12 protein-coding genes, 1 tRNA gene and 2 pseudogenes are annotated in these 12,772 nt (G+C 39.9%); 1 reads left to right on the top strand and 14 read right to left on the bottom strand.

The genetic code is table 11. The features are described from left to right. Positions 1-280: 280 nt before the first annotated feature. From PHO43_RS03195 to PHO43_RS03205, 3 genes are all read right to left on the bottom strand, one after another. Complete coding sequence (locus tag PHO43_RS03195) at positions 281-811, bottom strand: ORF6N domain-containing protein (protein ID WP_288011258.1); 531 nt, start codon at positions 809-811, stop codon at positions 281-283. 84 nt (positions 812-895) lie between these two features. Continuing rightward, positions 896-2,131, bottom strand: coding sequence for a site-specific integrase (locus PHO43_RS03200; RefSeq protein WP_288011260.1), 1,236 nt, complete (start codon positions 2,129-2,131; stop codon positions 896-898). A 274-nt stretch (positions 2,132-2,405) separates the two neighbouring features. After that, a tRNA-Ser gene (locus PHO43_RS03205) sits at positions 2,406-2,490 on the bottom strand. A 176-nt stretch (positions 2,491-2,666) separates the two neighbouring features. On the opposite strand from PHO43_RS03205, the pseudogene PHO43_RS03210 reads away from it, so the two are divergent. Then, a pseudogene (locus tag PHO43_RS03210) lies at positions 2,667-3,935 on the top strand (DEAD/DEAH box helicase); the annotation flags it as partial. A gap of 635 nt (positions 3,936-4,570) precedes the next feature. Here PHO43_RS03210 and PHO43_RS03215 read toward each other — a convergent pair. From PHO43_RS03215 to PHO43_RS03265, 11 genes and pseudogenes are all read right to left on the bottom strand, one after another. Continuing rightward, complete coding sequence (locus PHO43_RS03215; RefSeq protein ID WP_288011262.1) at positions 4,571-5,137, bottom strand: 2-oxoacid:ferredoxin oxidoreductase subunit gamma family protein; 567 nt, start codon at positions 5,135-5,137, stop codon at positions 4,571-4,573. Between the two features lie 18 nt (positions 5,138-5,155). After that, on the bottom strand, positions 5,156-5,917 hold the full coding sequence (locus tag PHO43_RS03220) for a thiamine pyrophosphate-dependent enzyme (protein ID WP_045089080.1): 762 nt from the start codon (positions 5,915-5,917) through the stop codon (positions 5,156-5,158). A 42-nt stretch (positions 5,918-5,959) separates the two neighbouring features. Further along, a complete protein-coding gene (locus PHO43_RS03225) occupies positions 5,960-6,121 on the bottom strand; it encodes a hypothetical protein (RefSeq protein ID WP_157360202.1) in 162 nt (53 codons plus the stop codon). Between the two features lie 12 nt (positions 6,122-6,133). Further along, positions 6,134-7,216 (bottom strand): 3-methyl-2-oxobutanoate dehydrogenase subunit VorB, encoded by a 1,083-nt coding sequence (locus PHO43_RS03230; RefSeq protein WP_045089079.1) that lies wholly within the window; start codon positions 7,214-7,216, stop codon positions 6,134-6,136. Between the two features lie 37 nt (positions 7,217-7,253). Next, positions 7,254-7,484, bottom strand: coding sequence for a 4Fe-4S dicluster domain-containing protein (locus tag PHO43_RS03235; RefSeq protein WP_045089078.1), 231 nt, complete (start codon positions 7,482-7,484; stop codon positions 7,254-7,256). A 76-nt stretch (positions 7,485-7,560) separates the two neighbouring features. Further along, positions 7,561-8,082, bottom strand: coding sequence for a KdsC family phosphatase (locus PHO43_RS03240; RefSeq protein ID WP_053826705.1), 522 nt, complete (start codon positions 8,080-8,082; stop codon positions 7,561-7,563). Further along, entirely contained in the window at positions 8,079-8,843 is a 765-nt protein-coding gene (locus PHO43_RS03245; RefSeq protein ID WP_288011266.1) for a Rossmann-like and DUF2520 domain-containing protein, read from the bottom strand. Before PHO43_RS03245 ends, PHO43_RS03240 begins: the two co-directional genes overlap by 4 nt. 82 nt (positions 8,844-8,925) lie before the next feature. Beyond that, positions 8,926-9,447: a gliding motility lipoprotein GldH gene (locus PHO43_RS03250; RefSeq protein ID WP_288011268.1), complete on the bottom strand. Its 522-nt coding sequence runs from the start codon at positions 9,445-9,447 to the stop codon at positions 8,926-8,928. Further along, positions 9,410-10,552 (bottom strand): annotated as a pseudogene (locus PHO43_RS03255) (PSP1 domain-containing protein); the annotation flags it as partial. The gene PHO43_RS03250 and the pseudogene PHO43_RS03255, both read right to left, overlap by 38 nt. Positions 10,553-10,690: 138 nt before the next feature. Continuing rightward, the gene (locus PHO43_RS03260) at positions 10,691-11,800 is read right to left on the bottom strand and encodes a DNA polymerase III subunit (RefSeq protein WP_288011271.1); all 1,110 of its coding nucleotides are present in this window, start codon (positions 11,798-11,800) and stop codon (positions 10,691-10,693) included. Beyond that, entirely contained in the window at positions 11,800-12,750 is a 951-nt protein-coding gene (locus tag PHO43_RS03265) for a methylenetetrahydrofolate reductase (RefSeq protein ID WP_045089073.1), read from the bottom strand. Before PHO43_RS03265 ends, PHO43_RS03260 begins: the two co-directional genes overlap by 1 nt. Between the last annotated feature and the right edge of the window lie 22 nt (positions 12,751-12,772).

Consider the following 12,772-nt stretch of genomic DNA (forward strand, 5'->3'; position numbering starts at 1 on the left):
GAAAAGTGCCTGTTCTCTTTCATCTTTTAGGGAAAACTCCATGTGGGCGGGAAAGGCAAGGGTGTTGTGAGCTTGCTTGCAAAACGCTTGTGCGGGTTTCCAACGGCTCTTTTCACGGAATACAGTCAGCCATGCCACGCACGGATGGCGTTCCGGGGAATGTGCCAGTTGGAAAAGGATATGAAAAATGCGGGTAGTCGCCGGACTGCCCGCAAGATGGAAGAATGTACAACACCGGGATATAGGTTGTTAAGTGGGATTTCGTTACCGAAATCGTTACCTATTTGTCACCTGAACGCTCATAGGTAACAAAACCTATCGGACGGCGTTCTTTTTGCTGCTGCGACTGACTTAGAAGCTGGGTAAGGGCTTGGTACAGTTCATTGAACTGCGCATCGGTGCTTACCTCCAGTTCCTCGATACGCTTTAACAGTTCCTCGTAACCGATTACCATTTGGCGCATGAGGACGAAAGCCCGCATAATTGAAATGTTTACCTCTATGGCTACTTTGGAGCGGAGAACAGAGGACAGCATGGCTACGCCCTGTTCCGTGAAAGCCATAGGCATGGCTACACCGAAGTTATAATCAGGAGGTATCACATTTTGTGATACCCCTATGGATAACAATAAGTTAGCTTCCTCTTTGGTGAGAACAAACATAAAATCACCGGGGAAACGCTCGATATTGCGTTTGACCGCCTGCTTCAAGGCTCGTGTTTCCACTTGATAGAGTTCTGCCAAATGATAATCGAGCATCACCCGGCAACCTCTGACTTCAAAAATCTTGTTTTGGATAATCTGTAAATCCATAATTGTATATTTTAGGGGATTAAGTAATGTTGGAACAATAGTAAGGACTGGTCACAATTTGTGACCAGTTCCCAATAATCAAGATTACATGGCTACTTCCTTGTAAATCTTTTCGATGCCGACAAACTTCTTGTCAAGTCCTTGCATATCGCTGCCTATCTTACTGTTAGTTATGCGGGCGTAAATTTGGGTCGTTTCAATGTTCGTGTGTCCCAGCATCTTGCTGACCGTTTCAATGGGTACGCCTTTTGAAAGCGTGGTGGTCGTGGCGAAAGTATGCCTTGCGAGGTGAAATGTCAAGTTCTTTTTAATCCCGCATACATCGGCAATCTCTTTCAAGTACGCATTCAGCTTCTGATTGCTGATAATGGGAAGTATCTTACCGTTCGGCAATTTGCCCTTGTACTTCTTCAAAATCATCTTGGGAATATCCAGCAAGGGAACATTCACGTCCGTATTGGTCTTTTGCCGCTTTGTCATTATCCAAAGGTTGCCGTCAAAGGATTTGCGGATATTGTCTTGTGTAAGCCCGGCTACATCTATGTAGGCAAGTCCGGTGAAGCAGGCAAAGATGAACAAGTCCCTGACGTGTTCCAGCCGTTCGGAAACCATTTTCTTTTTGAGGATGATTTTTATCTCGTCCTCCGTCAAGTAGCCCCTATCCACTTTCTCCAGCCGGATTTTATAACTGGCGAACGGGTCGTTTACCAATATGCCGTTGTTACGGGCTATGATGATGATGCGCTTGAAGAACTGCATGAACTTGGCGGTAGTGTTGTAGCCGCATTTGCAAGCTGTACGCAAGTACAATTCAAAATCGGTAATGAACATCGGCGTTATCTCCTTTATGGATATGTCCGATACGTTGTACTTGCTTTGAATGAACTCGGCAAGGTGTCGGCGGGTGACTTCATACTTGCGGTAGGTCGCTATCGTCTTGGATATACCCACAAGCTGCTTCACATCGTCATTGTGCTTTTGGAACAGGATAAGGATAGTTTCGTGGCTCTCGCTATGCCCCAAAAACTCGTTCTTCACTTTCTCGGCGGTCACGTAGTTGTCACGCCGCTGCATTTCGTGGTAAATGGTGTTCAAAGATGCGTTTATATCATCCAGCATACGGTTTATGCGGCTGGCTTCCGAAGTACGTCCGGTAGCCTTGCCCATTTTACCGTCCCAAATAGAGGGCAGCACGTCCAGCTTGGTATTAAAACGGCTCGCCACACCGTCCACTGTGATACGGGCGAAAATGGGGTACGCACCGTTGGCTTTCTGCTTGTCTTTCTTTGCGTAAAAGCAAATGTTGAATGTTGATTTCATAACTCACTTCTTTAAGTTGCAAAACTATTGTAAATCTCTTAAAATGAGTTCTATGCAGGCAAGCCAAATAGCGACAGGACTTCGCCAATTTCGGACAATCTGTACCCCCTTTCCGCTTTTGTTTGTCGGGGGTACAAGTTAGGTTACGAACTTTGTCTTTCAGGGGCGAAAAGGTGTACTTTAAGGCAGACACAAGGGGATGAAAAAAGTCCCACAAATCATTGAATTTGTGGGACTTGTCTGCTTACTGTCCGGTTTTGTCCGGTTAGTTCAGCGGAGAGAGAGGGATTCGAACCCCCGGAAGCTCGCACTTCAACGGTTTTCAAGACCGCCGCAATCGACCACTCTGCCATCTCTCCTAAAAATCGAGTGCAAAGATATGATTAATTCTCTTAATAAAAAAGACAAAATCAGGAATATTTTTATTCAATTTAAAAAAATCAATATTTCGTTGTATCTTTGTATAAACTGAGTGTTGTAAAGTACTTTTATACATACCTCAAACATATATTCTACTCTAACAATAAACTATCATATGCTATTTACCGAACTTCCCTTAACAGATTCTCTTTTAGAAGGATTGGATGCAATGAATTTTAAAGAAACTACTCCTATTCAGGAACAGGCAATTCCTATCCTGCTCAAGAAAAAGGATGTTATAGCCTGTGCACAAACAGGAACGGGCAAGACTGCTGCATTTTTGCTTCCACTTTTAAATAATCTGCAAACAGATGATCATGATCAAAATAAGGTAAATGCAATTATTATGGCTCCAACGAGAGAGCTGGCTCAACAGATCGACCAGATGATGGAAGGTTTTTCTTATTATACTCCATTTTCTTCGGTTGCGGTTTATGGTGGTAATGATGGTGAGGCATGGGATGTTCAGAAAAAAGGACTTTTAAATGGGGCAGATGTGGTGATTTCAACTCCGGGAAGGTTATTATCACACATAAATCTTTATAATATCGATTTCTCAGGAGTTAAATATTTCATCCTTGATGAGGCTGACAGGATGCTGGATATGGGATTCTATGATGATATCATGAAGATAGTGAAGCTGCTTCCAAAAGATAGGCAGACTGTAATGTTTTCAGCAACCATGCCACCTAAAATCCAACAGATGGCAAAAACAATTCTTAGAAATCCTGAAGAGATAACTATATCTGTAGCAAAACCACCTGAATCAATTATTCAGTCGTCTTACATCTGTTATGAGTCACAGAAAATGGAGATTCTTAAACTCCTTTTCAAAAATAAAAAGCCTCACAAGGTTATACTTTTCTCTGGAAAAAAACAGAAGGTAAAAGAGATTGCTAAAACACTTCAGAAGATGGACCTTTCTGTAGGTGAGATGCATTCCGATCTGGATCAGTCACAGCGTGAGCATGTCATGCGTGAGTTTAAAAATGAAAGAATTGATATTTTAGTAGCCACTGATATTGTTTCACGAGGCATTGATATTGATGATATTACCCTTGTAATAAATTTTGATGTACCTTACGATGTGGAGGATTATGTGCATAGAATAGGGAGAACTGCACGTGCAGGTGATTCAGGAATGGCAATAACTTTTGTTTCACCGGAAGATCAGCATCTGTTGGAGAAGATAGAACAGTTCCTTCAGAAAAAGATATATAGAATACCTGTACCAAGTGAACTTGGTGAAACACCTGAATATAATCCTGAAGAGTTCAGAAAGCAAAAAGGTACAAAGAGAAATTCATCAAAAAGTAGGTCTTCAACTAAACCGGGTGCTAATGATAAGAGAGAAAAAGTGGAGAAATCTGCAAGATCCGGGAATAAACAGCGTAAAGGGAATAAGAATCGTACAATTAAGGGTTCTAAAGAAGAGTCTGTAAATAATGTGACAAAAGAGAACGAGAATCTAAAAAACGACCTGAGTAATAAAGAGAACAGCAACAATAATCAGAATAGAAAAAGGAATAATCGTAATAATAGAAAAAGAAAACTGGTTCAAGAAAATACTCAACAGAATGTTAAAACTGCTCAGGGTAAGGTTAAATCAAATAAGCAGGATTCAAATAATACAACCCCTGGTAAATCTACAAACAAAAGGTTGGTAAAGAAAAAAGATCTTAACAGGTCGGATATATCTGCCGCAGAAACCGGTAAAAAAGGAGTATCAGCTGAAGTAAAATCAGGTAAAGGAAGAGATACTGGCTCACGAAAGATGAAAGCTGTTGCGAAAAAACAGGACTCTGCTAAAGTTAAAAATGAATCGGTAAAACAGCAGGAGAAAACGGCTAAAAAAAAGTGGTGGAGTTGGTGGCCATTCGGCTCTAAATAAATCGCGAAGCCGGACTGACAGGCATCAGACCGGCTCCTAATCGGAAAGATAGTTTTTGATCCTATTCCATCCGCTTTATGATAATGTTTTTATAATCTCAGAATATTTTCAGCTTTTATCTTTATTAATTAAACAGTTGCTAAAACTGCTCTGTTTTCCAGTTCCACTACTTCCATTCCACGAATAATAGCTTTTTCGTTAATCGGCAACAGATAATGATGACGCTCAGGCAAAGTCTCCTTAAGTCCTTTCATCACATTCTCTATCTTAAGCATAGAAGAGATTTTGAGTAATCCTCCCAGAATAATCATATTAAAAACTTTACTGTTTTCCATCTTCACCGACTCATCCATCGCATTGATTTGATATATATTTATATCGGTGCGCTGCACTTTATTGTTGATACCATATCCATCGTAGATAAGGATCCCACCAGGCTTAACCTTGTCCTGAAACTTGTCTAGTGATGGTTGGTTAAGAACAATTGCAACATCATAATTATTAACAACAGGAGAGCTAATTGGTTCATCAGAAATGATCACTGTAACATTTGCTGTTCCCCCTCTTTGCTCTGGTCCATAAGCCGGAAACCAAGACACCTCTTTACCCTCCATGATACCTGAATAAGCCAGTATCTTGCCCATCGACAAAACACCCTGACCACCAAAACCAGCAATTACAATTTCCTGTAGCATTTTATATAATTAAAGTTTTTAAACGTTTTTCAAATCACCAAGAGGAAACACCGGGAACATATTTTCAACCATCCAGTCATTTGCTGCAGCAGGTGTCATTTTCCAACCTGAGTTGCAAGTTGAAACAACCTCTACGATTGATGTGCCCTTACCTGCCATTGAGTTTTCAAATGCAAGCTTGATAAGTCTCTTGGTTTTCTTTACTGCAGCTGCAGTGTGCACGCTTGTGCGACTGGCCAGGCAAACGCCATCCAGCTGTGCAAGCATGTCAAGTATTTTAAGAGGACGACCCATACTGCTGGTGTCACGTCCGAAAGGACTTGTAGATGTTTTCATATCCTCCAGTGTTGTAGGAGCCATTTGACCACCTGTCATACCATAAATTGCATTGTTTATGAATATTATGGCAATATTCTCACCCCTGTTTGCAGTGTGGATTGTTTCAGCAGTACCAATTGCGGCAAGGTCGCCATCACCTTGGTATGTGAATACCATTTTATCAGGAAGGAGTCGTTTTGTCGCAGTGGCAACAGCGGGAGCGCGACCATGAGCAGCTTCCTGCCAGTCAATATCAAGATAGTTATACGCAAATACTGCACAACCAACAGGTGCAATTCCAATTGTTTTCTCCTGAAGTCCAAGCTCTTTTATAACCTCCGCAATTATTTTATGTACTACTCCATGAGAACAGCCCGGGCAGTAGTGCATATAATTTTCGTTCATGATATCCGGTTTTGAGTAAATCAAATTTTCCGGACATACTATATCTTCTCTATTCATTCGATTAAACTATTTATTTTCAATTGTATCGCACGATACTGTTTACCTTTTACTGAACCTGTAGATCAGATAAAATATTATTGCTGCTCCTCCTGACCACCAGGTGAGTTTCATATCCTTATCGGTTGAAAAGTAAATTACAATTGTTGCGATAAACGCTAATAGGAAAAGCAACAGAAACAAATTTCTTATTTTTGGATCCATGACGTAAGGTTTTTATTTTACTATTTTTTCTTTTAAAGCATCAAGAACACCGTCTGGAGTTGGAACAATACCACCGAGTCGGCCATAATGTTCAACTGGTACTTTACCATTGACTGATAAGCGTACATCTTCAACCATCTGACCGGCATTCATCTCCACAGTTAGCATCCCTTTAACCTTGCCTGCATATTCATTGAGTATCTTAGCTGGGAAAGGCCATAAGGTGATAGGACGAACCAGACCAACCTTTATGCCCTCTTGTCTGGCCATCTCAATTGCTTTAAGGCAGATACGAGCAGTTGAGCCAAATGCAACTATTATATATTCAGCATCATCACATTTAACCTCTTCATAACGTACTTCGTTTGCTTCAATCTGACGATATTTTGCCTGGAAACGAATGTTATTTTTCTCCATAGATGCTGAATCAAGTTCAAGCGAGGTAATGATGTTAGGACCTCTTTCAGGGGTCTTCCCAAGTGTTGCCCAGGGACACTGTTCACGTATTTCCTGTTCTGTTCTTCTTGGTTTGAAATCGGGAAGTTTCACCTTCTCCATCATCTGACCAATTACTCCGTCAGTCAGAATCATTGCCGGATTGCGGTATTTAAAAGCTAGATCAAAAGCCAAGCCCACAAAGTCGGCCATCTCCTGAACCGAATTAGGAGCAAGAGTAATAAGTTTATAATCACCATGTCCCCCACCCTTTACAGTCTGGAAGTAATCAGCCTGCGATGGCTGTATTGTACCCAAACCCGGTCCGCCACGCATTACATTTACAATAAGTCCTGGCAGCTCAGCACCTGCCATATAAGAAATTCCTTCCTGCTTGAGACTAACTCCCGGGCTGGAAGATGAGGTCATCGAGTATTTTCCACATGCTGCTCCACCATATACCATGTTTATTGCAGCTACTTCGCTTTCAGCCTGTAACACCACCATTCCGGTTGTATTCCATGGTGCTTCAGCCATTAAGGTTTCAATAATTTCAGACTGTGGTGTGATCGGGTACCCAAAATAGCCATCAACACCATAACGAATTGCTGCATGGGCAATGGCCTCGTTCCCTTTCATCAAAGATATCGCTTCTGACATACTATTATTTTAAAAAAATTTATAAGGTGTAAAAAAATTAGCCCACTTTTTTCTTGTAAACTGTAAGACATGCATCCGGACAAACATATCCGCAGTTTGCACATCCAATACAATCATCGGGATTTTTCATATACACATAGTGATACCCGCGATCGTTAACTTCGCGTGGTTCAAGTTCAAGAACGTCAGTTGGACATGATACAACACAAAGATCACACCCTTTACAGTGATCTTTATCTACCACAACATAACCAATGAATTTTGCCATTATCCGGAGGTTTTTTTATTTTATTTTTGCAAATATACCTGTTTTAAATGATTAAACAGGTTAAAAACTTTAATAATTACCAACCAAAAGCTGTCTCGCTCATCCAATGTCCCTGAACTTTCAGAACCTGCTCAATTACATCACGGGCAACCCCTTCTCCCCCTTTTTTTGGAGAGATATATTTTGCGATAGCTTTTATTTCATGAGCTGCATCGTTTGATGCAATGGGCAGACCAACAGCTTTCATTACTTTATAATCGGGTATATCATCACCCACATAAATTATCTCTTCTGGTTTATATCCGGTTCTATTTATATAGTCAAGAAAATCATTCATTTTAATTCCTGACTTCATATATATATCCTTAATACCAAGTGATTCATAACGTACTTTTACTGAGTCTGAATTTCCTCCGGTAATTATTGCCACGCCATATCCAAGTTTAACAGCAAGGTTTAATGCATAACCGTCGTGTATATTAGCTGTACGTAGTGGCTCACCATCCGCTGAAAGATTGATTGTCTGTTTTGATAATACACCATCAATATCAAAAATAAATGATTTAATCTTTGTCAGATCGTAGTTTATTGCGCTCATTTAGAATGTTTATTTATGCTTTTGCTTATTAATTCATATATTTTTTTCGTGTCGTTGTCTTGTATCAGATCCAGATGTTTTTGAATAACCTTTTCATCATATCTTACGGCAGGTCCGGTTTGTGCCTTTTTAGGCTCCATAACCATTACCTTGGCCACAGTTTCACTTATTAATGGTTTTAATACTTCAGCAGAGACTCCTTCCTGATCTAATATCTCTGATGCCAGCGTAAACATATGATTACTGAAATTATTTGCAAATACTGCTGCCAGATGAAGGTATCTTCTTTTCTCACTATCAAGCAGTCTCACATTACCGGAAATCGATTTAGCAGTTTCCACTAGAATATGCTCTGTTTTAGGGTTGTCTCCTTCAATAAAAAAAGGAATATTACTGAAGTCTGCCTCTCTGCTCTTACTGAATGTCTGCAATGGATAAACTACTCCATATCCCTCTCTTCGTTTAGCTGAAAAGAGATACATCGGCATACTCCCGGCGGTGTGAGCCCATATTCCAGTGGTTTCAGGCATATGCTCCACAATCTCAGGTAGTATATCATCCTTTACTGAAAAAATGTACAGGTCTGCATTGGTGTTTATCAACTTAATATCGTCTATTGGATCAGCATCTACCTTTGAGGCAAGTAACTCAGCATTTTCCAGAGTTTTACTGTAAACCTGAATAATATCGTTTCCGGTTTTCTTAAGTGCAAACGACAGATGCGTTGCAACATTTCCCGATCCTAAAAATACTATTCTCATTTTTTTAAATAACATGTAATTCTCTCTAACTCAAACGGACGTACTATTAACTAATTAATAGTTCAATTAAGATTAAATGTCATCAAATTTTCTCTATTATTTTAATACCCACCTTTTCAACACCGATTAGTGGGTCATCTTTCATTATCTGTTTGATTTGCAAAATATATAGACGCGATGTGTCGAGTGGTATATCTGACTTATATGGGAGTGATATCTGGTGCAAACCACCTGTCCCACTGCCCAGCCATTTACCATAATCATCTGTCAGCCTGAAATGCAAGGTGTCGCATCTGTAAATAGTGTCGATAAGGTTATGCTCAACCTGCATCCATATATCTTTATAATGATAGATATTAGCAGTTGTAAGCTCTATTGATAAATCATGTCTGGCAGCAGGATTAAAGCCGATAGAATCCATAGTGAAAGTCAACGCACTATCACTATACCATTTCCCTCTCTCTATATGATGATATCTAAAATAAACCTCTCCATCAGAACAGGACGTATGTGTTATAAATAGCGTACCGACTAATAGAAAGAGGATTTTATTCCTTTTTATCACCTGACGATCTGTTATTTTTCTGATTATTGTTTCCTGCATTACCTGAAGCTCTTCTTCTAGGCCTTCTCTTTTTCTTGTTTTTACTCTTAGCAGTATTATCAAATCGGGTTATACTCTGATCTTCAAGTATATCATTGTTATATACAACCTCCTTGTTTGGATCATTATTTTGGTTTTCAGGAGCAAGCTTATCAGGTTTTAAACCCTTGTTGTTCATTCCAATAATTTCGAAAGCCCTGTCTTTATGTATAGTCACCTGATTTCCCATACCATTCTTGTCTGTCGCATAGGTAATCATCCCAGCCAGAATATCGGTTTTGAAATGATAGTAATCTGCATCTTTGGTGCGAAGAACAATTTCACGTGAAGGAAGACTGCGCTGTGCTTCAACATACATATCAACTTCGTAATTCATGCAGCATTTAAGTTTACCGCACTGACCCGCAAGCTTCTGTGGATTGATTGATATATCCTGACAACGGGCTGCATTTGTTGATACAGAGACAAAACTTGACACCCAGCTGCTACAACACATTTCGCGTCCGCAGGGACCAATTCCTCCAATTCGTCCTGCCTCCTGACGGGCACCAATCTGCTTCATCTCAATCTTTACTCTGAACTCACTGGCCAGCACTTTGATTAACTGACGGAAATCGACTCTCTCATCAGCGATATAGTAAAAGATAGCTTTATTACCATCACCCTGATACTCAACATCGCCAATCTTCATCTGCAGTCCAAGCTCCTCGGCAATCTGACGTGAACGAATCATGGTCGACTGCTCACGCGCTTTTGCCTGTTCATACTTTTCCAGGTCGGCGGGACGTGCAATACGATAAATACGTTTCAATCCACCATTTGCATCCTCCCGGTAATTATTTTTCTTCATCTGCTTCTCTACCAGTTTCCCGGTTAGAGTAACAGTACCAATATCATGTCCGGGAGTAGCCTCAACGGCTACCAGATCACCCAGTTCCAGCTTGAGATCATTACTGTTTATGTAATACCCTTTTCTTGTATTTTTAAACTGAACCTCCACCATTTTTGTGAGATCCTGAAATTCAGGAAAGTCGTGAAGCCAGTCATATATGTGAAGTTTATTTGTATGGCGTGTACATCCCTTACAACTTTTAGTATTTCGTATAGTAGTCTCTTTTGCAGGTACAATGTCCGCCAGTTTATCTGCTAATATTTCTCTGTCCATATATATAAATCGCTTTTTAGGATTGAAAAGCGAGACTTTTTGTTTATTTTAATAGTAAAATATAATGCAAGTTACAAATTATTTCCTTAAAAGCATTGTTGCTTTTAAACAAAGATCGAGGAAAATAATTTTTGCATTTCCGTTCTGTTCTATCTGCCGATAAGCAAGAGAGAACTCTTCATTGAATTTCTCAATGTTTTTCTCGTTAATAAAGGGAGAAAAACGCTCACCGAAATCCTGTTCATAATCATTCATATAAACCATTTCAGGTGCTCCAAGATTATTCACAAAATACTCCCTGAACATCCTTATCGAATAGCTGAGAAAGCTTTTTTGCATCTCTCTCCCTATTCCCGCAATTTCATTGGCTGACTGCTTGATTGATTTAATGTTACCCGATACTGAACTTCGCATCATGTTTACAAACAGTTCAAATAAAAAGCGGGTATCGTCAGAAGAGTTGATCATTTCAACCGCCTTGGTATAGCTTCCGTTGGCAATATGTGCTATTGTCTGGGCTTCGTCGGCTTCCAAATCAAAATTTTGCTGAATAACCCTTATCATCTCTTCATCACCAATTGAATTTATCCGTAAGGGTTGACAACGAGACCATATAGTTTGCAACACATTTTCCCTATCTTCAGATATTAGCAGAAATACTGTATTACCAGGTGGTTCTTCTATCATCTTCAGAAGCTTATTTGCACAGGAATCATGCATTTTCTCAGGAAGCCATATAATCATCACTTTATATGGAGCTTCATAAACCTTAAGATTCAACTTTCGGATTATCTCATCACTCTCCTTTGAGTAAATGACACCCTGAGCATTCTCTGCATTAATGTATGCTAACCATTGATTGAGATTAAAGTAGGCACTACCGGATAAAAATTCACGCCACTGTGGCAGATAGTCGTCACTCACTTTTGACTTCACCACGGGAAATACAAAATGGAGATCAGGGTGTGCCAGTTTATCAAACTTGTGACATGAGGGACATTTACCACAAGAGTCATCTATACCACGATCTGCACAGTTAAGATATCTTGCGTATGCTAAGGACAGAGGTAGTTTACCAACACCTTCGGGACCGTAGAGCATTGTTGCATGAGGCACTTTCCCTCGTCTGACACTCTCGGTAAGATGCTGTTTTATATCACTATGTCCTATAACATCACGAAAATACATCAATATATCTCTTTTGCTACTCTGTAAATACTTTCTGTAGCCATTAGTGAGTAGAAGTGTATGCTTGGTACGTTGGCAGCTATCAACTCTTTGCACTGTTTGATACACCACTCAACACCTACCTCTTTGGCATCATCATCACTTTTACATTTACGAAGCTCTTTCTCAAGCTCTTCCGGAATATCTGTTCGGAAAATACGCGGAAGTACAGTAAGCTGACTCATTAAGTTAATAGGTTTTATCCCGGGAATAATTGGAACTGTTATTCCTGCAGCTCTGCATCTGTCAACAAATTCAAAATATTTCCTGTTATCGAAAAACATCTGAGTTGCAAGATATTCTGCCCCATTATCCACCTTCATCTTGGTGAAGAATATCTCCGACTCCATATTTGGAGACTCCTCATGCTTCTCGGGATAACAAGCCATTCCGTAAGAAAAAGGAACTTCAGGAGGAGCTAAAGGAGATCCATCGAAAGAGATGCCTTTGTTAAAGTTATTAACCTGTTCCTGCAGTCCTGTTGCATTCTTATGACTATCCATCGCTCTCTGATCAGCATCAAGCTTTTTTGTATCTCCCCTTAATAACAGCAGATTGGTAACGCCAAGAAAAGAGAGATCTATTAGTGCATACTCGGTCTCTTCTTTTGTAAATCCCTGTGATATAATGTGAGGAATAGCTGTCACCCCATATCTGTTCTGAATTGCCGCGGCAATCGCAACTGATCCCGGACGCTTTCTGACATTTACCTTACGGTAAACACCATTGCTATCCTCTTTATATATGTTTTCACTATGATGAGTTGTAATATTAATATATTTTGGATCAAACTCTATCAAGCGATCAATAGTCCTGTACACCTGCTGTATACTGTTTCCCTTCAGGGGAGGCAGCAATTCAAAAGAAAAAGCTGTTTTACCTCCTTTTCCAATTAATTCTGGAATATTCATACTATACACTTTAATTCTTTAG

Origin of the sequence: Lascolabacillus sp., assembly GCF_028696275.1 — a bacterium.
In the GTDB taxonomy this organism is placed as follows: domain Bacteria; phylum Bacteroidota; class Bacteroidia; order Bacteroidales; family Dysgonomonadaceae; genus Proteiniphilum; species Proteiniphilum massiliensis.

Excerpts from the sequence above, each read along its gene's own strand:
- PHO43_RS03260 (WP_288011271.1), bottom strand. The coding sequence starts at position 11,800 with ATGTATTTTCGTGATGTTATAGGACATAGTGATATAAAACAGCATCTT.
- PHO43_RS03215 (WP_288011262.1), bottom strand. The coding sequence starts at position 5,137 with ATGCTACAGGAAATTGTAATTGCTGGTTTTGGTGGTCAGGGTGTTTTG.
- PHO43_RS03250 (WP_288011268.1), bottom strand. The coding sequence starts at position 9,447 with ATGCAGGAAACAATAATCAGAAAAATAACAGATCGTCAGGTGATAAAA.
- PHO43_RS03235 (WP_045089078.1), bottom strand. The coding sequence starts at position 7,484 with ATGGCAAAATTCATTGGTTATGTTGTGGTAGATAAAGATCACTGTAAA.
- PHO43_RS03265 (WP_045089073.1), bottom strand. The coding sequence starts at position 12,750 with ATGAATATTCCAGAATTAATTGGAAAAGGAGGTAAAACAGCTTTTTCT.
- PHO43_RS03225 (WP_157360202.1), bottom strand. The coding sequence starts at position 6,121 with ATGGATCCAAAAATAAGAAATTTGTTTCTGTTGCTTTTCCTATTAGCG.
- PHO43_RS03200 (WP_288011260.1), bottom strand. The coding sequence starts at position 2,131 with ATGAAATCAACATTCAACATTTGCTTTTACGCAAAGAAAGACAAGCAG.
- PHO43_RS03230 (WP_045089079.1), bottom strand. The coding sequence starts at position 7,216 with ATGTCAGAAGCGATATCTTTGATGAAAGGGAACGAGGCCATTGCCCAT.
- PHO43_RS03220 (WP_045089080.1), bottom strand. The coding sequence starts at position 5,917 with ATGAATAGAGAAGATATAGTATGTCCGGAAAATTTGATTTACTCAAAA.
- PHO43_RS03245 (WP_288011266.1), bottom strand. The coding sequence starts at position 8,843 with ATGAGAATAGTATTTTTAGGATCGGGAAATGTTGCAACGCATCTGTCG.
- PHO43_RS03195 (WP_288011258.1), bottom strand. The coding sequence starts at position 811 with ATGGATTTACAGATTATCCAAAACAAGATTTTTGAAGTCAGAGGTTGC.
- PHO43_RS03240 (WP_053826705.1), bottom strand. The coding sequence starts at position 8,082 with ATGAGCGCAATAAACTACGATCTGACAAAGATTAAATCATTTATTTTT.